Origin of the sequence: Aeromonas piscicola (genome assembly GCF_000820005.1) — a bacterium.
Taxonomy (GTDB): domain Bacteria; phylum Pseudomonadota; class Gammaproteobacteria; order Enterobacterales; family Aeromonadaceae; genus Aeromonas; species Aeromonas piscicola.
Genome location: NZ_CDBL01000005.1, coordinates 40096 through 61192, shown reverse-complemented (window position 1 = coordinate 61192; position 21097 = coordinate 40096). Strand labels below are relative to the sequence as shown.

The following is a 21097-nucleotide window of genomic DNA, read 5'->3' as shown; positions in this document are numbered from 1 at the left end:
TCGCGCAACACCAGGCACATCTGCGTTCCGTTTTTTCGTAAACTGCGTCAGAAAAACAAAAGCCCCGCCTGTTGGCGGGGCTTCGGATCCTTGCGGTCCGTAATTACTCAGCAACTATGCTAACGTACTTACGATTCAGCGGACCTTTAACTTCGAACAGGATCTTGCCAGTCGCTTTCGCGTACAGGGTGTGATCGGTGCCCAGACCAACGTTGGTGCCAGCGTGGAACTTGGTACCACGTTGACGAACGATGATGCTGCCTGCCAGAACTGTTTCGCCGCCGAAACGCTTAACGCCAAGGCGTTTAGCTTCAGAATCGCGACCGTTGCGGGATGAACCGCCAGCTTTTTTGTGTGCCATCTATCGGACTCCTCTAAATTAAGCGCTGATGCCAGTGATTTTGACTTCAGTGAACCACTGACGGTGGCCCGCTTGCTTACGATGGTGCTTACGACGACGGAACTTGACGATAGTCACTTTCTCGCCACGGCCGTGAGCCACAACTTCAGCTACAACCTTGCCACCTTCAACGAAAGGAGCACCTACTTTAAAAGTGTCGCCTGCAGCAACCATCAGAACTTCGTTGAAGTCGATGGTAGCGCCAGTCTCAACGTTCAGCTTTTCCAGACGAACGATTTGACCTTCGGCCACACGGTGTTGTTTTCCGCCGCTTTGGAATACCGCGTACATTTGATTAACTCCGTAAAGGCGTGTCTTTTGCTCAAGGCCAGACACGCGCAAAAACCTATAACAATGGGCCGGCATTCTACGCAAATCGATTTGCTCAGGCAAGGCCAATTTAGCAAAAAGTTTATTTTGTGCGCATATCTGCCGCCGTGAATAAACGCTTAACTGTAACCCATTGTGAAATCGTGTAGAATCCCCGCCATTGCTAAAACCGCAGTTATTGCTGCCGTCACGTTACGAGACTTATGGACCAACAGACTATCCGTGCGCTCTGTGCCGCCGACATGACGGCGGTCAATGAACTGATCCTGGCGAGACTTCAATCCGATGTCAGCCTGATCAACCAGCTGGGTTTCTATATTGTCAGTGCAGGCGGGAAACGGATGCGCCCCATGTTGACAGTGATGGCCGCCCGCGCACTGGGATACGAAGGTCAGGATCATCTCAAACTCGCCGCAATCATAGAATTCATTCACACCTCTACCCTGCTGCACGACGACGTGGTCGACGAATCCGACCTGCGCCGCGGCCGGGAAACCGCCAACGCCCTGTTTGGCAATGCTGCCAGCGTGCTGGTGGGCGACTATCTCTACAGCCGCTCCTTCCAGATGATGAGCGAACTCTCCAACCTCAAGGTGATGGAGATACTGTCGGATGCCACCAACACCATCGCCGAGGGGGAAGTGTTGCAGCTGATGAACTGCAACGATCCGGACACCACGGAACAGAGCTACATGACGGTCATCTACTGCAAGACCGCCAAGCTGTTCGAGGCCGCTACCCGCCTTGCCGCCGTGCTGACCCATCAACCCGAGCCCGTCGAGCAGGCCATGACCGACTACGGCAAGTATCTGGGTACCGCCTTCCAGATCATCGACGACGTGATGGACTACTGCTCCCAAAGCGACGATATGGGCAAGAACGTCGGTGACGATCTGGCCGAAGGCAAGCCCACCCTGCCGCTGCTGCGAGCCATGGAAGTGGGCTCGCCAGAGGAGCGCCAGCTGGTACGCGATGCCATAGAGCACCGCAACGGCATGGAGCATCTCGACCAGATCCTGGCCATTCTGGATCGCACTGGTGCACTGGAGTACTCCCGCATGCGGGCCCGGCAAGAGGCCGACAAGGCCATCGCAGCGCTCGCCGTCCTGCCGGACTCCCAGCACAAGCAGGCGCTGGAAACCCTGGCCCAGATGGCGGTACAGCGCAGCGCCTGAGTCAACAACTCCTGCTTGCTGGATGAAAAAAGAGGCCCTGGGGCCTCTTTTTTATTGTCTGCACTTTGCTGATAGCCTGAGCCAGATGGCTCAATGGCTCAATGGCTCAGCATCCAGAGGATCACGACGCCCGCCACCACCAGCGAGCCACCGATGCGGCGCAGCTGCTCGGGTGGTTGATCACTGAGCAGCCGCAGCATTTGCTGCCAGGCCTTCGGCATCAGCAGGGGGCCAAGCCCTTCAAACAGCAATAGCAGCCCCAATCCCATCAAGATGGATGTCAGCATTCCAGCTCCTTGCACAAAAAAACCGCCCGTATCGGCGGGGTCTGGCACCATAAAGCAAAAGGGCCTGAATCATCAGGCCCTTTGGTCTTATTGCTTGTCTCTTACTGCTTGGTGCCGTGAGGAGACTTGAGGTAGCGGAAGAACTCGCTGTCTGGTTTGAGCACCATCAGGTCGTTGCCACCGGCAAAACTCTTGCGATAGGCCTCCATGCTACGCACGAAGCTGAAAAACTCGGGGTCTTTCTTGTAGCTGTCGGCATAGATCTTGGCGGCTTCGGCATCCCCTTCACCACGCAACTGACGCGCATTACTCTCGGCGTCGGCGATCATGACGGTCACCTTGCGGTCAATGTCGGCGCGCAGGATTTCGGCCTGCTCGCGGCCCTGGGAGCGATGCTCACGAGCTACTGCAGTCCGCTCGGCACGCATCCGCTGATAGATGGAGCTGGAAACTTCCACCGGCAGGTTGATCTGCTTGATCCGCACATCGACCACCTTGATGCCGAGCTCGGAGGAGCGCGCCATCTTCATCAGGGCATCTTCCATCACGGTACTGCGCTCACCAGAGACTATGTCCTTGATGGTGCGGTTACCGATCTCGGAACGCAGACCGTTGTTGATCTTGCGCTTGAGCAGGTCTTCGGCCTGGATCTTGTTGCCACCACCCGTTGCCAGGTAGTACTTGGAGAAGTCCTCGATCTTCCACTTCACGTAGGAGTCGATGATGAGGTCTTTCTTCTCCGAGGTGACGAAGCGATCCGCCTGGCCTTCCAGGGTCTGGATACGGGCATCCATCTTGCGAACCTGATCGATGAGCGGCACCTTGAAGTGCAAACCAGGCTCATAGAGCCGTGGCTCGCCGGATTCAACCCGCTTCACCTTGCCAAACTGCACCACTATGCCCTTCTGGCCTTCATCAATGATGAAGACGGAGGAGAAGCAGACCATGGCGGCCACAGCGATGACACCAATAGCTATTTTTTTCATCTATTAGTTTCTCCCTGAGCTGAAACGGTCACCGCTGCGCAGCGGGGTCGGTGTGGAGTTGGCCCCTTCGTTGGACGGCGTGGTCGATTCAACTACCGGCGTGCCAGCCGGACGAGCCGGTTGTACCGCATTCGCCTTGCCAGACAGCTTGTCGAGCGGCAGATAGATCATGCTGTTGTTGCCAGCAGGCATGTCCACCAACACCTTGTTGGCCTGTTGATAAAGCTCTTCCATGGTTTCCAGGTAGATACGCTCGCGAGTCAACTCGGGCGCGGCCTGATACTGGGGCAGCAACTCGTTGAAGCGAGCCACTTCACCTTTGGCCTTCAGCACTATCTGGGACTTGTAACCTTCAGCTTCCTGTTCCAGACGCTTGACCGAACCGCGAGCCTTTGGCTCCACTTCACGGGCATAGGCTTCCGCTTCACGAATGAAGCGCTGCTCATCTTCCTGGGCGGAGATGGCATCATCGAAGGCGTCTTTCACCTCTTCCGGCGGACGTGCCGGCAGGAAGTTGACGTCGACGATCTGCAGACCCATGTGATACGGCTCCACGATACTGTCGATCACCTGCCAGGTTTCCTGACGGACCTTTTCCCGACCCGTGGTCAGCACATCGTCCATCCGGGTGTGACCCACCACATAGCGCAGGGCGCTGTCGGTGGCCTGACCCAGACTCTCGTCAGCATTGGTGACGCTGAACAGGTACTGCTCGGGATCGACCACGCGATACTGCACGTCCATCTCGACCCGCACCACGTTCTCGTCCTGGGTCAACATGAAGCCGGAGGCCGGCAGGGAGCGTACAGACTCGACGTCCACCGGGATCACCCGGTCGATGAAGGTCGGTTTCCAGCGCAGGCCCGGATCCACGTTATGGGAATACTCCCCAAAACGCAGCACCACGCCCCGTTCGGCTTCGCGAATGGTGTAGAAGCCGCTGACGACCCACACCACCACGGCCACGACCAGTGCGATAGAGAGACCAAAACGGCCTATCTCGCCACCTGACTTGCCACCACCCAGCAAACCACCAAAACGGCGGCTTACCTTGCGCAACATCTCGTCCAGATCAGGGGGTCCCTGATTCTTGCCGTTGTTCCCCCAAGGGTCACGGTCTTTGCCGTTGTTTCCAGGCTCATTCCAAGCCATCAGCATCTCCATTAATACAAGCGGATGGATATCAACTCTATCTGGCCATCAATCATTGATGAAGCCTGTAAGCATTCATCTTCATCGACGAATCAATGCCTGATAAAGCGTTGTAAATTCTCGCCTTCCTGTTTCACGAGGCGGTTCCAATCGGCCAGTTGCAGGCGAACTTGCAGCACAAAATCCCCCTCCTCGCTGAAACCTTCCTGCTCAATGCCTTTCAGACGATAGAGTGCACTGCGCAATCTGGCGGCCGAAGGGGGCAACTGCAGGGTGTGATGCACCATGGAGCCGGCCAGCAACTCGGTCAGGGCCGTAAACAGGTATTCACAGCCTTCACCTGTCTGGGCAGACAACCAGAGCCGCACCGGGCGCCCCTCATCATCCCGCTCCAGACCCGCCGGACGATCGGCCAGCTTGTCTATCTTGTTGCAGATCATCAGCTGGGGTCGGTCGTCGGCCTCAATCTCGGCCAATACCTGCTGCACCGAATCGATATTTTCCTGCATCTGCTCATCGGCACAGTCCACCAGGTGCAGCAGCAAGTCCGCTTCACGGGTCTCTTGCAACGTCGCCTTGAAGGCCGCGACCAGATCATGGGGCAAGTGTCGAATAAATCCAACTGTATCCGCCAAGATCACATCACCCACATCCCGGATCACCAATTTACGCAGGGTGGGATCCAGTGTTGCGAACAATTGGTCGGCAGCATACACGCTGGCAGCTGTAAGTTGGTTGAACAAAGTGGACTTTCCGGCGTTGGTGTAACCCACCAGTGAAACGGTCGGCACCTCATTGCGGTTGCGGGCGCGACGGCCCTGCTCCCGCTGTTTGGCCACTTTGTCGAGCCGACGCAAAATCGCCTTGATGCGTTCACGCAACAGGCGGCGGTCGGTTTCCAGCTGGGTTTCGCCCGGGCCGCGCAGACCGATCCCGCCCTTCTGACGCTCAAGGTGGGTCCAGCCTCGCACCAGGCGAGTAGAAAGATGGCGTAACTGGGCCAGTTCGACCTGCAACTTGCCTTCGTGGGTACGGGCGCGCTGGGCAAAGATATCCAGGATCAGGCCGGTTCTGTCCACGACCCGACACTGGAACAGGCGTTCCAGGTTACGCTCCTGGGCAGGAGTCAGGGCATGGTTGAAGATCACCACGTCTGCGCCCAGCATCTGCACCTGGGACGCAATCTCTTCAGCCTTGCCGCTGCCGACAAAAAACTTGGCGCTGGGTGCGCTGCGGTTGGTGGTAACCACCCCCAACGCATTGACCCCGGCCGAGCTCACCAACATCTTGAGCTCTTCCAGATCCTCCCGCTCCCCCTCATCGCTGAAGTTGACATGTACCAGAACGGCCTGTTCGCCGGCTTCATAACGGTCAAACAAGCGCTTGCTCCTTGACAGGAATCATGATGAATCTGGGTTGGCGAGTCGTCTCGCCTCGGGATATCACGCCTCGGCTTCACCCTGTTCTTCGCCAGCTGCGCCAGGGACGTGCTGGTGATGGTTGACGGCACGGGCCGGCACCACGGTGGAAATGGCGTGCTTGTAGACCATCTGGCTCACGGTGTTCTTCAGCAAAATGACAAACTGGTCAAACGATTCGATCTGACCCTGCAGTTTGATGCCGTTCACCAAATAGATAGAAACAGGAATCCGCTCACGGCGCAGCGCATTCAAAAACGGGTCTTGGAGAGATTGCCCCTTAGCCATCTTCTTTTCCTTATAGTTTGTTGTTTTTAAACACCGGATATCAATATAACAACCTGATTATACAGGAGTGTCAAGCCACTCCGGCGCGGGCAACGACCCTTGCCAGATTGCCAGACTCACCAGATTCCAACCAGGTGACTTCAGGCCAACCGCGCAACCAGGTCATTTGACGCTTGGCCAACTGGCGGGTGGCAACAATTCCACGATAGCGCATCTCATCATACTCCACTTCCCCTGCCAGGTAGTCCCACATTTGGCGGTAGCCAACGCAGCGAATAGCGGGCAGGTCGGGGGTGAGATCGCCCCGCTCATAGAGCGCCCTGACCTCTTGTTCGAACCCGCTTTGCAACATCTTGTCAAAGCGCTGTTCGATACGCTGGTGCAACAGGGCGCGATCGCTTGGGGCTATGGCAAATTGATGCACCCGATACGGCAGTCCCGCCCCCTGCACCTGGGTCAGCTCGGTGAGCGTCTTGCCACTGATGCGATAGACCTCGAGTGCCCGACTCAGGCGCTGCGGGTCATTGGGATGGATGCGCGCACCGGCCACCGGGTCGATGCGCACCAGCTCTTCGTGCAGCGCCTGCCAGCCGAGGCGGGCCGCCTCTTCCTCAATGCCGGCCCGAATGGCGGGGTCGGCGGAGGGCAGCGGCGAGAGCCCCTCCAGCAGCGCCTTGAAATAGAGCATGGTGCCGCCCACCAGCAGTGGAATGCGGCCACGGGCGACTATGTCGTCCATCTCCCGCAAGGCATCGCGGCAAAAATCCGCCGCCGAATAGCTCAAGGCAGGATCGAGCATGTCGATCAGCTTGTGGGGAGCCAGGGCCAGCTCGTCGGCAGTCGGCTTGGCGGTGCCTATGTCCATGCCGCGATAGATGAGCGCAGAGTCCACGCTGATGATGTCGCAGGGCAGGGCCTGACACAGATTGATGGCGAGATCCGTCTTGCCGGAGGCCGTCGGCCCCATCAGAAAAATTGCAGTCGGCAAGTCAGCCACGTGAAAAACTCCCCTTGCATGGTCGCCACCAGAGCGGGCGCACCTGCAAAAACTTGTCTATTGGTCGAAGAGGCGGTCATCCCGCCCCTCAGTTGCCATCGGCAAACTCGGCCAGCACGCTCGTCAACGACACAGGGCGCACCATGCGCGTGTCTGCCAGTTGGTCACTGAAATCGGTCACAAGTTCCGTCAGCAAACGACTGGCAGTTGAAAAATCATATACTTTTTCGCGGCTTATCCCCTGCTCCACCAGCCATTGGCATAATACTTCAGCCAGCTGGCTCGCATCACTGTCAGATCCGCTCTCGATAATTTGCAACAATTCGGGTAATAACCGCACCAGATCGGTCTGGCGCAGCAAGGCTGGCACCCGAGTCAGGATCATGGTGTCGCGCCCCCCGTTTTTCAACTCCAGCCCCATGCGTTTGAGCAAACGTTCCTGCTCTTCAACCAGCGCTATCAGGTTCTTGGGCAACTTGAAGGAGACCGGCAGCAGCAAGGGTTGCGCCGCCAGTCCCTGCCCCCAGGCCTCCAGCAGCCAGTTGCGCAGCAGCAGGCGCTCGGCCCGCACCAGCGAGAGCAGTGCCAGCTGGCCGTCTCGCGCCAGCAGCAGGTAGGCCTGCTCCACCAGGGTGAGCGCCCGCCAGACGCCGGGCGCAGCCTGAACGGCTGCGTTGGCGGTCACCGCCGAGGTAGCGGGTACGCCAGACGCGGGCACAGCACCGGGCAAGGTGGTGAGCAGCGCGCCCATGCCACGCATCGCATCCCGGCTGGGGGGCTCGGGCGGCTGATAGTTGCCGGCGCGAACCGCCCCCCCTTCTCGCACTTCACCCGGTGAGGCCGGCGCCCGATAGTTGTGCTCGGCGCCATACCACTCGGGACGGGGCGCCTGTCCCGGGTATTCAATCTGCCCGCTGACCGGCAGCTCGACCAGGGTCTCGGCCAGCGGCTCGCCCTGTTCGGCTCTGGCGGCAGCCTCCCGGTGCAGGGCGGTAAAGAGTGCCTGAAAGATAAAGTCGTGGATCAGCCGCGCCTGATGGAAGCGCACCTCATGCTTGGCCGGATGGACATTCACATCCACCTGGTGGGGATCCAGCTCGATATAGAGCACATAGGCGGCGAAGCGGTCGGCGGGCAGCAGCTCGTCATAGGCCTGGCGAATGGCGTGATTGATGAGCTTGTCGCGCATCATGCGACCGTTCACATAGGTGTATTGCAGATCGTTCTGCGGTCTGGCCCCCTCCGGGGTCGCCAGCCAGCCCCACAGCCGCACGTCGCTGTGCTCGCTTTCCACCGCCAGCGCATGGTGCATGAAGGGGGTGCCACAGACGGCGGCCAGGCGGCGCTCCTGCTCAGGCACCGTATTGGCGGCCTTGTACTGGCGCATCACCTTGCCGTTGTGGCGCAGGATCAGGGTGACATCGAAACGGGAGAGCGCGATGCGGCGCACCAGCTCGTCGATGTGGGCAAATTCGGTCTTTTCACTGCGCATGAACTTGCGCCGCGCGGGCGTATTGAAGAAGAGATCCACCACTTCCACTGTGGTGCCCACCGGGTGGGCCGCCGGTTTGACGGTGACCTGCATCTCGCGCCCTTCCGCCTGGGCTTGCCAGGCCTCGGACTGCTCCAGGGTGCGGGAGGTAAAAGTGAGACGGGAGACAGAGCTGATGGAGGCGAGCGCCTCGCCGCGAAACCCCAGGCTGCAAATCCCTTCCAGATCATCCAGGGTCGCCACCTTGGAGGTGGCGTGGCGCGACAACGCCAGCACCAGCTCGTCTTTGGCGACGCCGCAGCCGTTGTCACGGATGCGGATCAGCTTCGCCCCCCCCTTGTCGATGTCGATCTCGACCCGGTCGGCCCCCGCGTCCAGACTGTTTTCCACCAGCTCCTTGACGACCGAAGAGGGCCGCTCCACCACCTCTCCTGCGGCAATCTGGTTGGCCAGAATGGGCGGTAAAATACGGATCGGCATGGCTTGCTCCTGATCTTTAGTCTTGCGGAATCCAGACAGCAGGGCCGCGCCCTCCCCTCTCCTACGACAATCTGGTTGGCCAGGAAAGGCGATAAAACAGGGAGCGGAACGGCCGCTCACGGTCGCTATTCCTGGGGGATATAGAGCACCTGCCCTATCTGGATATCCCGTGATTTGAGTTTGTTGATCTCCACCAACCGCGCCTGACTCACCCCGAACTTCTCGGCGAGGCGAGATAGACTCTGCCCGCGGGTGACCACGTGGCGGATCATCCTGGCCTTGTCGTTGCTTTGCACGCTGGAGACAGGCACGCTCGGCTCCTTGGCAGCCACCACATAGGGTTTGATCACACCGGCGCCGGACGAGCTGCTGACGCTGCTGACAGGGGCGCCGCCATCGCTGCTGCGGTTTGGCTCCGTGGCCGACATCCGGTTGGTCACCACGGGCTGCGACTGCACCTGCGCCGGTTTGCTGACGGCGGCAGGCTTGCTCACCGCTACGGGTCTGCTGACCGCAGCTGGCTTGCTGGTCTGCCCCTTGCCGGTCAGCATGGCGCCCTTGGTCGGGTGGGCACGGTAGTAGTTACGGATGCCTTCGAAGATGGCGCGAGCCAGCTTATCCTGATAGGCAGGGGTAGCCAGCAGCTTCTCCTCCGCATGGTTGGAGATGAAGCCTGTCTCCACCAGCACGGAGGGAATATCAGGCGCTTTCAGCACCGCCAGACTGGCATGCTCCGGCGCCTTCTTGTGCAACCTGGCCACCTTGCCCATGGAGCGCAGGATCTGGCGGCTGACGTCGTATCCCTCGGCGCGGGACTTGTCCATGGAGAGATCGAGGAAGGTCTGCGCCAGATAGGGATTGGGATCGGACTCAGCCAATACCTTGCCCACCCCACCCAGCAGTTCGCCCTGTTTCTCCTGCTTCTCCAGCCAGCTGCCCATCTCGCGATTGGCACGGTTGGTCGACAGCACCCAGACAGAGGCACCGCGCGGGGTGGAATTATGGAAACTGTCCGCGTGTACCGACACCAGCAGGTCGGCCTTGGCCTTGCGGGCTATCTCGGAGCGCTTGTTCAAATCGACGAAATAGTCGCCACGACGGGTCAGCACAGCGCGCATCCCGGGTTCCCTGTCGATGAGTGCCGCCAGCTTCTGGGAGACAGCCAGGGTGACCCGCTTCTCATAAGTACGGCGCGGACCTATGGAGCCCGGATCTTCCCCGCCATGGCCCGGGTCTATGGCGATCACCACCCCTCTACCTTTGCCGCCCACAGGAGCAGCCTGCACGGCGGCGGAGGCTTTCTCTTCATAAGGCAGGTCGATCACCAGCCGGTGACCATAGGGGCCAGCCGGGGCCAGCGGGAAGACCACAGGCTTGATGGTGGAGCTCAAGTCCATCACCAGCCGCAGGCCGCCCTTTTCCAACGGCGAGCTCTCGCGGATCTTGCGCACCAGCTCGCTGTTGTTCTCGATGCGGGCCAGATTGGTGACGTTGTTCGCCCCTTTGAGGTCGATCACCAGCCGATCCGGGCCGGTCAGGGTAAAGTAGTTGTAATTGGGGGCGCTGCTCATGTCGAGCACCACCCGGGTGTTATCCGGCGATGGCCACACCCGCACACTCTTGAGCTGATTCGCCCAGGAGGGTAAGGCCATCAGAGAGAGGGCAATAACAAGGATCAAGCGCACGTAGATGACAACCGTTCCAGAATGGCTTCGCCAATCGCAGTGCGAGCCTCTATCAGAGCCTCACGCTGCTCGTTTACATAAGTCAGGGTGATGTCCAGATCGGGCGCCGGCAGCCAGCCTTCACCCTTTTCAGGCCACTCCACCAGACAGAGGGTATTGGCGGCAAAGTAGTCCCGAATGCCCATGAACTCCAGCTCTTCCGGATCGGCCAGGCGGTAGAGATCGAAGTGGTAAACCTGCCACTCGGCCAGTTCATAGGGCTCGACCAGGGTGTAGGTCGGGCTCTTGACCTTGCCCTGATGGCCCAGCCCCTGCACCCAACCACGGGTCAGGGTGGTTTTTCCGGCTCCGAGGGAACCGTGCAAGAACACCGTGGTCGCCTGCTGGCAGGCGTGTGCCAGACGGCCACCCAGTGCCACTGTTGCTGCCTCGTCCGGCAGTGTCATCATCAACTGTTTTGCCATGTTCTTCTTTAACTTGTTATGGTGTCGGGATTAACCAGTCGACGGATAAAAGGCAGCAGGTCTGATGCCAGCATGCCCCGCTCTCCGTCTGCGGCGGCCAGATCGGCCGCTTCCCCGTGGATCACTGTACCCAGCCGGGTTGCCTCGACGGCAGACCAGCCCTGGGCCAAAAGGGCGGCGATTATACCAGATAACAGATCGCCCATGCCGCCACTTGCCATGCCGGGATTGCCCTCGTCACAGAGCGCTATCCCCTTGCCGTCACAGATGAGCGTTCCCGCCCCCTTGAGCAGCACGACACCGCCAAAAACGTGCTGCAAGCGCCGCACGGCGGCAAAACGATCTGCTGCAATCTCGGCAATGGAGCAGCCCAGCAGGCGGGCCGCCTCACCCGGGTGAGGCGTAAGCACCCAATTATCCTGATGACGGTGACATTGCGCCAGCCAATTCAATCCATCGGCGTCCAATACCAGCTGTGTTCCCTCATTGACCAAGGACTCAAAATGGCGGCGACCCCATTCGTCCTGACCGAGTCCCGGCCCCACCAGTCGCACCGAGGCCCAGCACTCATCCGCATCGACCTGCGTATTCATCAACTCGGCTTGATAAAGGCTGACGGAACCATGACTCGGGTGCTGACATACCCGTACCAGCCCGGCCCCTGCCCGCAGGCAGGCAAGACCCGCCAGCACTATGGCGCCCTGCATGCCCACATTGCCCCCCACCAGCAGCACCTTGCCGTGGGAACCCTTGTGGGCCGAGCGCTGGCGCGGCGTCAGCAGGTGTTTGAGGCCGGGGTAATCGATCCGCTCCGCCGCCGCTTGCAGGCCAGCCTCCGGCGTGACACCGAGGGGATCGCAATCGAGCCGGCCGACACCATCCACCCCTTCGCCGGTAAGCATGCCCTGCTTGATGCCGATGAAGGTGAGGGTGCGGCTGGCACGCACCAGCGCCCCCATGGCGCAGCCGGTATCGGCATTGAGGCCGGAGGGCAGATCCACTGCCAACACCGGCGCTCCCAAGCTATTGATTGTTGCGACGATCTTTGTCAGAGGCGGCGATAGGGGGGTATGGACACCCGTGCCGAGCAGGGCGTCTATCACCAGATCCGGCGGCGGCAGAGAATCAAGCTCGCTCGCGCCGGCCATCAGCACAGTCCCCCCCAGCGCCAGCCACTCATCGGCGGCCCGCCTGGCATCCCCCTTCAGCTCGGCGGGGTCCCTCGCGGCGATCACCTGGGGCTCGAGACCGATCTGACTGGCGAGGCGAGCCAGCACATAGCCGTCCCCACCGTTGTTGCCTGGGCCGACGAAGATCCACCAGTTGCGGCTCTGCGGCCAATGGTGGGTGGCATAGGTGCGCAGCGCCGCACCGGCCCGCTCCATCAGGGCGTAGAGTTCCTGCCCTTCGCGCTCGGCCCAGCGCTGCTCCAGCGCGCGGATCTGTTCAGTCCGCCACAGTGATTGTGGTAAACTGCGCACCTCTTTCCCGCTGATAGCATCCCCGATGACCTGTACCATGACGGCTCCTGACTTGCATCCATTGGCCCTGGCTGACTCGCGCCGGGCACCCGATGCGACATGACCACAGCCGATTTTCACTGCCGGTTGACCCAGGACATCAAGCCTTTCGGACCAGATGCAGCATGACCATACCTGATTTTCACCGCAGGTTGACCCAGGACATCCAGCCTGTGGGACCGGATGCAGCATGAGCACGCCTGATTTGCAGCAGTTGGCCCACGATATCAAGCTATGGGCGAGCGAGCTAGGATTTGACCAGGTCGGCATCACCGACACGGATCTCAGCCTCGAAGAGCCCAGGTTGCAGGCATGGCTGGATGCCGGCCATCACGGCAGCATGGACTATATGGCCCGCCACGGCATGATGCGGGCCAGGCCTCACGAGCTGCTGCCGGGCACTCTGCGGGTGTTGTCGGTGCGGATGAACTACCTCCCCTTCGAGGCCGGTTTCGCCGCCACCCTGCGCGACCCGACCCTCGGCTACATCAGCCGCTATGCCCTCGGCCGCGACTACCACAAGGTGCTGCGCAACCGCCTCAAGCAGTTGGGCGATCGCATAGAACAACGCTGCCGGGAACTCTGTCAGGTCACGGGAGAGTGGCGCCCCTTCGTCGACTCGGCCCCCATACTGGAGCGGCCACTGGCCGCCAAGGCGGGGCTGGGCTGGATCGGCAAACACTCGCTGCTACTCAACGAATCGGCGGGTTCCTTCTTCTTTCTGGGAGAGTTGCTGATCAGCCTGCCGCTGCCACTGGATGCCCCGGTGGAAAAAGAGCAGTGCGGCAAGTGCGTGGCCTGCATCAATATCTGCCCGACCGGCGCCATAGTCGCGCCCTATGTGGTGGATGGGCGCCGCTGCATCTCCTACCTCACCATAGAGAATGACGGCCCCATCCCGGAAGAGTTCAGGCCGCTGATGGGCAATCGCATCTATGGTTGTGACGACTGCCAGCTCATCTGCCCCTGGAATCGCTATGCGGATGTGAGCCCTGAGCCCGACTTCAGCCCCCGCCCCAACCTGCACCGCCCGCCGCTGCTCGCGTTGTGGCGCTGGAGCGAGAGCGAGTTTCTCAAGCACACTGAGGGGAGCCCGATCCGGCGTATCGGCTATCAGCGCTGGCGCCGCAACCTGGCGGTGGCACTCGGCAACGGCCCTGCCACCCCGGACGTCATAGCCGCGTTGCAGCTGGCGCAGGACGAGGCAGAGCCTATGGTGGCCGAGCACATAGCGTGGGCGCTGGCGACCCTGGCCCGGCGCCAGCAGGATGACAGCAAAAAAACCCGCTTGTTGATCCGTTGCATCGAAAAAGGTCTGCCGGATCACGCATAAGCGATCTGCCCCTTGCCGGATACACGTCATTTTTTCATGCTCTGCCGACGGTTAACCGTCGGCACTATAAAAGGAACAATCTGATGCAGATGTTGGGAGTGGATATCGGTGGCTCAGGGATCAAGGGATGCCTGGTCGATACCGAAACGGGCGAGCTGATTGGCGAGCGCCATCGTCTGGTGACGCCGCAACCGGCCACCCCGGCCGCCGTTGCACATACCCTCAAGGCACTGGTGGAACATTTCCAATGGAAGGGCCCGGTGGGCTGCGGCTTTCCTGCCACCATCCACAACGGTATCGCCAAGAGCGCGGCCAACATCGACAAGAGCTGGATTGAGACCGATGCCGCCCACCTGTTTGCCGATGTGACCGGCCTGCCCTGCCATGTGCTCAACGATGCCGATGCGGCTGGCCTGGCCGAGATGCGCTTCGGGACCGGCAAGGATCGCAGCAAGGGTGTCATCATACTCGTCACGGTCGGCACCGGAATAGGCACAGCCGTGTTCGTCAATGGCCAGCTGCTGCCCAACACCGAGCTGGGCCACCTGATGCTGGAAGGCATGGTTGCCGAGCACTACTGCTCGGATGCGGTGCGCAAGCGCGAGGATCTCTCCTGGGGCCGTTGGGGCAAACGCTTCAACAAATATCTGGCCAGGCTGGAATTTCTGTTCTCCCCTGACCTTTTCATCCTGGGGGGTGGCAGCTCCTCCAAGCTCGACAAGTTCATCGACAAGATTGAGACCCGGGCCCCCCTGGTGGCGGCAGCCAACCTCAATCAGGCCGGTATCATAGGTGCCGCCCTCCATGCCGCCGAGCTCAGCCTGGAACAGGCCCCCCGCTGAACTGGACGCCTGGCAGATGATGAAGAGAGGCCCGACATCTGCCGGGCCTCTCTCATTGCCCCCTGTGCTAGATATCGTCGAGCCTATGTACCCCGTGCACCAGCCGGGTCAGGCGGGTCTGCTCCAGCGATGACAGCGCACTCAACAATGCGGCAGTCTCTTCCGTCGGGCACTCGCGGGCCAGATGGCCCAGCTCGCCGATGAGTTTCTCCTCCTGACGGCACACCTGTTGCACTATGTCCTGGGTCTGGGCCATGGCAGGCAGTGACAGCCGCTGGATGTCAGGCAGCAGATCCTCGCTGAACCCTCGCTCAAGCCAGGTCTCCCTGATCCCGCCCCCCAGCAGGCCCAGGTAGTCGTGCAGATGGGTCCTGGCCGCCTCTTCCCGCTCTTGCAGATAGGCCAGCAGCATACGGCTGCGTTCGCCATCCACCTCGGCCATCAGTCGCCCATAACAGAGCCCGAGCTGGTGATGAACCAGTTCCAGATACAGCAGCAAGTCCTTGATCTGTTGAAATCGCATCGCTCTGCCCTCCTGCATATCATGCTCTTTCAGTATAAAAAACAGGCAATTGCAATCCAAGCTCAAGCGTGGCGCTTGTTGCGCTGCATCAAGACGCAGGCCAAGAAAGCAGCGATCAGAACAAAGTGGAATGATTTGTGCCGATCCGGTCGCGATAGCAGCATGACCAGGCAAACCCGAATAGCGACTAATAAAGAAGGAGATAAGACCACATTTACCATGTGATATTCGGCAATATGGCTACACTGCCAAATACAATATTGATGTGAGCCAGATCACCGTCCGCGTTAGTCGGCAAACGGGAATCCTTATCACTTTTTTAGACGTCTAGAAGTATAAACGCGCGTTGACACAGCCATCCAGACATCTTAGCATCATCCTCCATGATGACAGAGCAACCCAGTGGAACCTCTGCCCAATTCACCCGCCTGTAGCGCCCTGTGCTTTAAGGCTGTTAGCACGGAAGAATCCATGATTAAGTTGAACGGTCTCAACAAAGTCTACGGTAAAGGCAGTGATGCCGTGCACGCCCTGCGTGACGTGAGCCTGCATGTGCCACAAGGCAAGATTTTCGGGGTGATCGGCGCCTCGGGGGCCGGCAAGAGTACCCTTATTCGTTGTGTCAACCTGCTGGAGCGCCCGACAGAGGGCCAGGTCATCGTCGATGGCCAGGATCTGGTCGCCCTGCCGGAACGAGAGCTGACCCAGGCCCGCCGCCAGATCGGCATGATTTTTCAGCACTTCAACCTGCTGTCCTCCCGTACCGTGTTCGCCAATATCGCGTTCCCGCTGGAACTGGCAGGCTGGAGCAAGACCCAAATCCAGGCCCGGGTCGATGAATTGCTGGCCCTGGTCGGGCTGGAAGCCCGCGCCCACGCCTATCCGTCCGAACTGTCTGGCGGTCAGAAGCAGCGCGTCGCCATCGCCCGCGCCCTGGCGCCGGCCCCCAAGGTACTGCTGTGTGACGAAGCCACTTCGGCCCTGGATCCGCAGACCACCCGTTCGATCCTGAGCCTGCTCAAGGAGATCAACGTCAAACTGGGGCTCACCATCTTGCTCATCACCCACGAGATGGACGTGGTGAAGGGGATCTGTGATGACGTTGCCATCATCAGCGACGGCAGTCTGATCGAGCAGGGCGAGGTCGCCTGGTTCTTCAGCAACGCCAAGACCCAGTTGGCACGGGACTTCATCCACTCCACCATACATCTGGAAGTGCCGCAGGAGTATCAGGACAGGATGAGTGCAGAGCGGGTGGCCAACAGTTATCCGCTGGTGAAGCTCGGCTTTACCGGCAGCACAGTCGATACGCCACTGATTTCCGAGGCGAGCCGTCGCTTCAACATCGACATCAGCATTCTGAGCGCCGATATCGAGTACGCAGGGGGCGTCAAGTTCGGCTTCCTGCTGGCAGAACTGTTCGGGGATGAGGCCCAGTGCGAGGCCACCCAGCAGTTCCTGAGCGACAACCATATTCAGCTAGAGGTGATGGGCTATGTCCGAAGCAATGATTAATCTGCTGGTCACAGCGCTCGGCGATACCCTGCTGATGGTGTTTGCCTCCGCCCTGTTTGGCTGCCTGCTCGGCCTGCCGCTGGGTGTGGCGCTGCACGTGACCAAGGCGGGCCAGATCCTGGCCAACCCGGCCCTGAACAAGTTGCTCGGCATTCTGGTCAACATTGGCCGCTCAGTGCCCTTCATCATTCTGCTGGTTGCCATCATTCCGCTGACCCGGCTTATCGTCGGCACCAGCATAGGCACCATAGCCGCCATAGTGCCGCTGACCATAGGTGCGGTGCCCTTCATCGCCCGTCTGGTGGAAGGAGCCCTGATGGAGGTGCCGGACGGCTTGCTGGAAGCGGCCAAAGCCATGGGTGCCAAACCCTTGCAAATCATTACCAAGGTGCTGCTGCCCGAGGCCCTGCCCGGCATCGTCAACAGCGTCACCATTACCCTGGTCACGCTGGTGAACTACTCCGCCATGGCCGGTGCCATCGGAGGCGGTGGTCTGGGTGATGTGGGTATTCGCTACGGCTATCAGCGCTTTGACCCCACCGTCATGCTGGCAACCGTCGTCATTCTGGTTTTACTGGTTCAACTCATCCAGAGCGCAGGTGAGCGCCTGGTCAACACATGTGATCATCGTTAATCGTCGATTTCTGACAGGAGGTTTTTATGAAATTTGGCATTAAATCCGTTGCGGCTGCCCTGCTGGCTGGCCTGGTTCTGGCCGGTTGTGGTCAGAAAGAAGAGAACAAGCCCCTGAAAGTGGGTGCCATCGCCGGGGCGGAATCCCAGCTGGTGGAAGCCGCAGCCAAGGTTGCCAAGGACAAGTACGGTCTGAACGTCGAAGTTGTTACCTTCTCCGACTTCGCCACCCCGAACGTGGCTCTGAACGATGGCAGCATCGATCTGAACGCCTTCCAGCACAAACCGTATCTGGATAGCCAGGTCAAGGATCGCGGCTTCGATTTGGTGCCGGTCGGCAACACCTTCGTCTACCCCATCGCTGGCTACTCCAAGAAGATCAAGGCTTTGGCAGATCTGAAAGAGGGCGCGCAGATCGCAGTGCCGAACGATCCGACCAACCTGGGTCGTTCCCTGATCCTGTTGCAAAAACAGGGCCTGCTGACCCTGAAAGAGGGTACCGGCCTGGAAGCGACCGTGCTCGACATCGCCAACAACCCGAAGAAGCTGAAGATTGTTGAACTGGAAGCAGCCCAGCTGCCCCGTTCCCTGGAAGACGTGGATCTGGCCATCATCAACACTGTCTACGCCTCCCAGATCGACCTGCTGCCAAGCCGTGACGGCCTGTTCGTGGAAGACAAGGACTCCCCCTACGTCAACCTGATCGTCTCCCGTGGCAACAACAAGGATGACGCCAAGGTGAAGGAGTTCGTCCAGGCCTTCCAGAGCGACGAAGTGTACAAAACTGCTGACGAACTGTTCAAAGGCGGCATCGTCAAAGGTTGGTAATCACTCACTCTGCAAAAAAGGCCACGCCAAGCGTGGCCTTTTTTATTGCCGCGGTTATCATAACCGGGAGCACGGCAACACGAACATAACAGAACATGAAAAAATGGTATCTGGCCTACTGCAAGCCAAAGGAAGAGGCCCGCGCCCGCGCCCATCTCGAAGCCCAGGGGATTGAATCCTATTACCCCATGGTCGAAATCGAGAAACTGCGGCGAGGCAAGCGTGTCCCGGTACGGGAACCCATGTTTCCCAACTATCTGTTCATCTATGTGGATCTGGAAGAGGTCACCCCTGTCACCCTGAAGTCGACCCGTGGCATCAGCCGCATCATCCACTTCGGCCAGGAGTGGACCGCCATCAGCAGCCAGCTGGTCTATCAGTTGATGAGCCGCGATGATAGCGACGAGGCGAGAGCCAGCTACGCCAACCTGCCTACCCAGGGTGACAAGGTGTTGATCGAATCGGGCCCGTTGGCCGGATTCGAGGCCATCTATCTGGAACCGGATGGGGAGAAACGAGCCATCCTGCTGGTCAGTCTGCTGAACCAGGAAACCAGCAGCAGTTTCGACAACCAGGCCTTCCGCCGTCTGGACTAACCCTAATCTGGCGTCCATGGCGGGCAACGCCTCACTCCTGCTGGTCAGTCTGCTCAATCAGGAGACCTCCAGCAGTGTCGACAACCAAGCCTTCCACCGTCTGGACTGATACGAAGGCGGGCCAACAGGCCCGCCTCACTTTATCTGTTTCCTCCGAACTATCCGGTCATCAGGCATCCAGCTCGAAGCGGCTGATGACGGACGTCAGCCGCCCCGTATCCTGCGCCAGTCTGGCCACTATTTCCTCCCCCTGCCGGCTGCGCTGACTCGACTGCCGGCTCAGCCCGGCGATCTCCTCCACCGTGCCCGCCACCTCCTGGGCAACCCGGGACTGCTGCTCGGTGGCGGTGGCGATCGCCCCCAGCTGGCCGGACAGATCCTGCACCAGTTGCAGCATGGCACTGAGCGTAGCTGTCACCGACGCGACCGCATCCCGGCCCTGTTCCACCAGCTGGGTCCCGCTGCCGACCGTGCTCACCGTCTGGCGAGTCTGTTGTTGAATACTGGCGATGGTCTGACTGATTTCGGCCGTCGACTGGCTGGTACGGCTGGCGAGCAGACGCACCTCATCGGCCACCACGGCAAAACCGCGCCCCTGCTCCCCGGCCCGCGCCGCCTCGATGGCGGCGTTGAGCGCCAGCAGATTGGTCTGCTCGGCTATGGTGGCGATCACCTCGGTAACGCGTCCCACCTGCTCGCTCTGGGTGCTGAGCAGACCCATGGCCTGATTGGCCTGGGCAATCATGGTCGCTATCTCCTGCATGGTGGCGGTCATGCGGCCGAGGGCATTGCCCCCTTGCCGCGTCTGCACCTCGGCCTGCTGGGCGGCACGGGCCGCATCGGCTATGTTGCCCGCCACATCCCGGGTGCTGACCGACATCTGTTCGATCGCCGCCGCTACCGTGTCGACCCTCTGATTCTGGCTCGCCAGATCGGTGACTATGGCCCGGGTGGTGTCGCCGACCTCGACGCATGCCCCCTCCACCTGCCCCACGGCCCCCTGGATCTCGCCGACCAGCTGGCGCAGCTGCTGGGACATCTGGTTGATGGAACCCGTCAGCCCGCCCAGTTCATCCTGGCTCTGCACCGGCAGAGGGCGGGACGGCAGACGGCCGTTGGCCACCAGATCGGCCCGCACCACCAGGCTGGCGATGTCCCGGGTCAACCGGCGGCTGAACAACAGGGCCACCAGAGTGCCCAGCACTATGACGGTCAGAGTGGCCAGCAGCAAGGTACGGTTGATGGTTTGTCCAGCACTGGCCATCTTGTGGCCCATGCTGTCCACATCGGCGCGGGTCTGGGTGACCTGGGCCGCCAGCTGGCCAGCCAGCTGGGTCAGCGCAGGCTCGATATCGGTTGCCATCAGGTAGTTGGCCTGATCCCAGTCTAGAGCCTGACGTTTGCTGATCACCTGACCGACCAGCTCGGCGAAGGGGGCTGACATCTCTTCAAACAGCGACCAGAGGCCCTTCTCGGCCTCGGTAAAGTTGGCCTGCTGCTGTTTCACCTCGGCGACACGCTGCTGGTGGAACTGGTAGTAGTCCTGATACTTGGTGCGATATTCGGGATCACCCGAGATGAGGAAGTCGCGCAGGGCGGAGAGCGCATTGGAGAGGCCGTTGTAGGCATCCCCCACCTGCTTGAGCAGCAGTCGGCGATCCCCCGGCAGCTGATCCTGCGGAGTGGCCACCTCTTCATTGGCAAAGGATTGCAGCTGATCGAGGGCGGATTCCGCCAGCGGGCCAGCTTCCAGCAGCATGAGTGTGTGGGCGGGCAGGTTCTCCTCGGTATGGGCGATGGCCCACACCTTCTCCTGATTTCCCTTGAACGCCTTGAGAGACTGGGCGAGGGCCGGTGTGAACGGCTGCCCTTCGATGGCCTGCCAGGCCCCTTCCCATTCCTGCTTGAGGCGGGCGGCCTGGGCCGGATCCTTGCCGAGGATGAGGTAACCGCGCAGAGAGGAGACAGTCGCCACCAGCGCCTTCTGGCTCGCCTCATCCCGCTGCAGGGCGGGCAGCGCCTGCTCCAGCAGATTGGTTTCGGCCTGCCCGATCCGGCCGAGCTGGTGATAGACCAGGGCGGAGGAGAGGATCACCAACAGGTTGATAAAACAGAAGCTGAGCAACAACTTGCTTGAAATTTTCATGAACGTC

21 protein-coding genes are annotated in these 21097 nt (G+C 60.3%); 7 read left to right on the top strand and 14 right to left on the bottom strand.

The window, feature by feature from the left end; genetic code table 11:
- Positions 1–103: 103 nt before the first annotated feature.
- Complete coding sequence (gene rpmA, locus BN1128_RS00935) at positions 104–361, bottom strand: 50S ribosomal protein L27 (RefSeq protein WP_005311678.1); 258 nt, start codon at positions 359–361, stop codon at positions 104–106.
- Positions 362–379: 18 nt separating this feature from the next.
- On the bottom strand, positions 380–691 hold the full coding sequence (rplU, locus tag BN1128_RS24235) for a 50S ribosomal protein L21 (RefSeq protein ID WP_005304210.1): 312 nt from the start codon (positions 689–691) through the stop codon (positions 380–382).
- A gap of 242 nt (positions 692–933) precedes the next feature.
- On the opposite strand from rplU, the gene ispB reads away from it, so the two are divergent.
- Positions 934–1905 (top strand): octaprenyl diphosphate synthase, encoded by a 972-nt coding sequence (gene ispB / locus BN1128_RS00925; RefSeq protein WP_042865710.1) that lies wholly within the window; start codon positions 934–936, stop codon positions 1903–1905.
- Positions 1906–2003: 98 nt separating this feature from the next.
- On the opposite strand, the gene BN1128_RS00920 is transcribed toward ispB, so the two are convergent.
- The 10 genes from BN1128_RS00920 to BN1128_RS00875 form a co-directional block, all read right to left on the bottom strand.
- Positions 2004–2192 carry a DUF2065 domain-containing protein gene (locus BN1128_RS00920; RefSeq protein ID WP_042865709.1) on the bottom strand — a complete coding sequence of 63 codons (189 nt, stop codon included), beginning with the start codon at positions 2190–2192 and terminating at the stop codon, positions 2004–2006.
- Between the two features lie 101 nt (positions 2193–2293).
- Complete coding sequence (gene hflC, locus BN1128_RS00915) at positions 2294–3178, bottom strand: protease modulator HflC (RefSeq protein ID WP_042865708.1); 885 nt, start codon at positions 3176–3178, stop codon at positions 2294–2296.
- A gap of 3 nt (positions 3179–3181) precedes the next feature.
- On the bottom strand, positions 3182–4330 hold the full coding sequence (gene hflK, locus BN1128_RS00910; protein WP_042865717.1) for an FtsH protease activity modulator HflK: 1149 nt from the start codon (positions 4328–4330) through the stop codon (positions 3182–3184).
- Between the two features lie 92 nt (positions 4331–4422).
- Positions 4423–5709 (bottom strand): ribosome rescue GTPase HflX, encoded by a 1287-nt coding sequence (hflX, locus tag BN1128_RS00905; RefSeq protein ID WP_042865707.1) that lies wholly within the window; start codon positions 5707–5709, stop codon positions 4423–4425.
- Positions 5710–5772: 63 nt separating this feature from the next.
- Positions 5773–6036 carry an RNA chaperone Hfq gene (hfq, locus tag BN1128_RS00900; RefSeq protein WP_005311664.1) on the bottom strand — a complete coding sequence of 88 codons (264 nt, stop codon included), beginning with the start codon at positions 6034–6036 and terminating at the stop codon, positions 5773–5775.
- A gap of 70 nt (positions 6037–6106) precedes the next feature.
- Entirely contained in the window at positions 6107–7024 is a 918-nt protein-coding gene (miaA, locus tag BN1128_RS00895) for a tRNA (adenosine(37)-N6)-dimethylallyltransferase MiaA (RefSeq protein ID WP_082030309.1), read from the bottom strand.
- Positions 7025–7121: 97 nt separating this feature from the next.
- Positions 7122–9005, bottom strand: coding sequence for a DNA mismatch repair endonuclease MutL (mutL, locus tag BN1128_RS00890; protein WP_042865705.1), 1884 nt, complete (start codon positions 9003–9005; stop codon positions 7122–7124).
- Positions 9006–9130: 125 nt separating this feature from the next.
- Positions 9131–10690, bottom strand: coding sequence for an N-acetylmuramoyl-L-alanine amidase (locus tag BN1128_RS00885; protein WP_042865704.1), 1560 nt, complete (start codon positions 10688–10690; stop codon positions 9131–9133).
- Entirely contained in the window at positions 10681–11154 is a 474-nt protein-coding gene (gene tsaE / locus BN1128_RS00880; RefSeq protein ID WP_042865703.1) for a tRNA (adenosine(37)-N6)-threonylcarbamoyltransferase complex ATPase subunit type 1 TsaE, read from the bottom strand. The genes BN1128_RS00885 and tsaE overlap by 10 nt, the downstream gene beginning before the upstream one ends.
- 8 nt (positions 11155–11162) lie before the next feature.
- Positions 11163–12674 (bottom strand): NAD(P)H-hydrate dehydratase, encoded by a 1512-nt coding sequence (locus BN1128_RS00875; protein WP_042865702.1) that lies wholly within the window; start codon positions 12672–12674, stop codon positions 11163–11165.
- 190 nt (positions 12675–12864) lie between these two features.
- On the opposite strand from BN1128_RS00875, the gene queG reads away from it, so the two are divergent.
- Both queG and ppgK read left to right on the top strand, forming a co-directional pair.
- Positions 12865–14007, top strand: a complete 1143-nt coding sequence (queG, locus tag BN1128_RS00870) for a tRNA epoxyqueuosine(34) reductase QueG (protein ID WP_042865701.1) — start codon at positions 12865–12867, stop codon at positions 14005–14007.
- An 83-nt stretch (positions 14008–14090) separates the two neighbouring features.
- Positions 14091–14849 (top strand): polyphosphate--glucose phosphotransferase, encoded by a 759-nt coding sequence (gene ppgK, locus BN1128_RS00865; RefSeq protein WP_042865700.1) that lies wholly within the window; start codon positions 14091–14093, stop codon positions 14847–14849.
- Between the two features lie 67 nt (positions 14850–14916).
- On the opposite strand, the gene BN1128_RS00860 is transcribed toward ppgK, so the two are convergent.
- Positions 14917–15372 carry a hypothetical protein gene (locus tag BN1128_RS00860; RefSeq protein ID WP_042865716.1) on the bottom strand — a complete coding sequence of 152 codons (456 nt, stop codon included), beginning with the start codon at positions 15370–15372 and terminating at the stop codon, positions 14917–14919.
- Between the two features lie 471 nt (positions 15373–15843).
- On the opposite strand from BN1128_RS00860, the gene metN reads away from it, so the two are divergent.
- The 4 genes from metN to rfaH all read left to right on the top strand — a co-directional run bounded on the left by metN (position 15844) and on the right by rfaH (position 18944).
- Positions 15844–16887, top strand: coding sequence for a methionine ABC transporter ATP-binding protein MetN (gene metN, locus BN1128_RS00855; RefSeq protein WP_042865699.1), 1044 nt, complete (start codon positions 15844–15846; stop codon positions 16885–16887).
- The gene (locus BN1128_RS00850) at positions 16868–17521 is read left to right on the top strand and encodes a methionine ABC transporter permease (protein WP_042865698.1); all 654 of its coding nucleotides are present in this window, start codon (positions 16868–16870) and stop codon (positions 17519–17521) included. The genes metN and BN1128_RS00850 overlap by 20 nt, the downstream gene beginning before the upstream one ends.
- Positions 17522–17547: 26 nt before the next feature.
- On the top strand, positions 17548–18348 hold the full coding sequence (gene metQ, locus BN1128_RS00845; RefSeq protein ID WP_042865696.1) for a methionine ABC transporter substrate-binding lipoprotein MetQ: 801 nt from the start codon (positions 17548–17550) through the stop codon (positions 18346–18348).
- A 95-nt stretch (positions 18349–18443) separates the two neighbouring features.
- Positions 18444–18944 carry a transcription/translation regulatory transformer protein RfaH gene (gene rfaH / locus BN1128_RS00840; RefSeq protein ID WP_042865694.1) on the top strand — a complete coding sequence of 167 codons (501 nt, stop codon included), beginning with the start codon at positions 18444–18446 and terminating at the stop codon, positions 18942–18944.
- A gap of 169 nt (positions 18945–19113) precedes the next feature.
- On the opposite strand, the gene BN1128_RS00835 is transcribed toward rfaH, so the two are convergent.
- On the bottom strand, positions 19114–21090 hold the full coding sequence (locus tag BN1128_RS00835) for a methyl-accepting chemotaxis protein (protein ID WP_042865693.1): 1977 nt from the start codon (positions 21088–21090) through the stop codon (positions 19114–19116).
- Positions 21091–21097 lie beyond the last annotated feature (7 nt).

What these genes read in the sequence shown, in the direction of transcription:
- BN1128_RS00875 (WP_042865702.1), bottom strand. Translation starts at nt 12,674, where the DNA reads ATGGTACAGGTCATCGGGGATGCTATCAGCGGGAAAGAGGTGCGCAGT.
- metN (WP_042865699.1), top strand. Translation starts at nt 15,844, where the DNA reads ATGATTAAGTTGAACGGTCTCAACAAAGTCTACGGTAAAGGCAGTGAT.
- metQ (WP_042865696.1), top strand. Translation starts at nt 17,548, where the DNA reads ATGAAATTTGGCATTAAATCCGTTGCGGCTGCCCTGCTGGCTGGCCTG.
- mutL (WP_042865705.1), bottom strand. Translation starts at nt 9,005, where the DNA reads ATGCCGATCCGTATTTTACCGCCCATTCTGGCCAACCAGATTGCCGCA.
- ppgK (WP_042865700.1), top strand. Translation starts at nt 14,091, where the DNA reads ATGCAGATGTTGGGAGTGGATATCGGTGGCTCAGGGATCAAGGGATGC.
- hflC (WP_042865708.1), bottom strand. Translation starts at nt 3,178, where the DNA reads ATGAAAAAAATAGCTATTGGTGTCATCGCTGTGGCCGCCATGGTCTGC.
- rplU (WP_005304210.1), bottom strand. Translation starts at nt 691, where the DNA reads ATGTACGCGGTATTCCAAAGCGGCGGAAAACAACACCGTGTGGCCGAA.
- BN1128_RS00835 (WP_042865693.1), bottom strand. Translation starts at nt 21,090, where the DNA reads ATGAAAATTTCAAGCAAGTTGTTGCTCAGCTTCTGTTTTATCAACCTG.
- queG (WP_042865701.1), top strand. Translation starts at nt 12,865, where the DNA reads ATGAGCACGCCTGATTTGCAGCAGTTGGCCCACGATATCAAGCTATGG.
- BN1128_RS00850 (WP_042865698.1), top strand. Translation starts at nt 16,868, where the DNA reads ATGTCCGAAGCAATGATTAATCTGCTGGTCACAGCGCTCGGCGATACC.
- BN1128_RS00920 (WP_042865709.1), bottom strand. Translation starts at nt 2,192, where the DNA reads ATGCTGACATCCATCTTGATGGGATTGGGGCTGCTATTGCTGTTTGAA.
- BN1128_RS00860 (WP_042865716.1), bottom strand. Translation starts at nt 15,372, where the DNA reads ATGCGATTTCAACAGATCAAGGACTTGCTGCTGTATCTGGAACTGGTT.
- rfaH (WP_042865694.1), top strand. Translation starts at nt 18,444, where the DNA reads ATGAAAAAATGGTATCTGGCCTACTGCAAGCCAAAGGAAGAGGCCCGC.
- hfq (WP_005311664.1), bottom strand. Translation starts at nt 6,036, where the DNA reads ATGGCTAAGGGGCAATCTCTCCAAGACCCGTTTTTGAATGCGCTGCGC.
- tsaE (WP_042865703.1), bottom strand. Translation starts at nt 11,154, where the DNA reads ATGGCAAAACAGTTGATGATGACACTGCCGGACGAGGCAGCAACAGTG.
- hflK (WP_042865717.1), bottom strand. Translation starts at nt 4,330, where the DNA reads ATGGCTTGGAATGAGCCTGGAAACAACGGCAAAGACCGTGACCCTTGG.
- rpmA (WP_005311678.1), bottom strand. Translation starts at nt 361, where the DNA reads ATGGCACACAAAAAAGCTGGCGGTTCATCCCGCAACGGTCGCGATTCT.
- ispB (WP_042865710.1), top strand. Translation starts at nt 934, where the DNA reads ATGGACCAACAGACTATCCGTGCGCTCTGTGCCGCCGACATGACGGCG.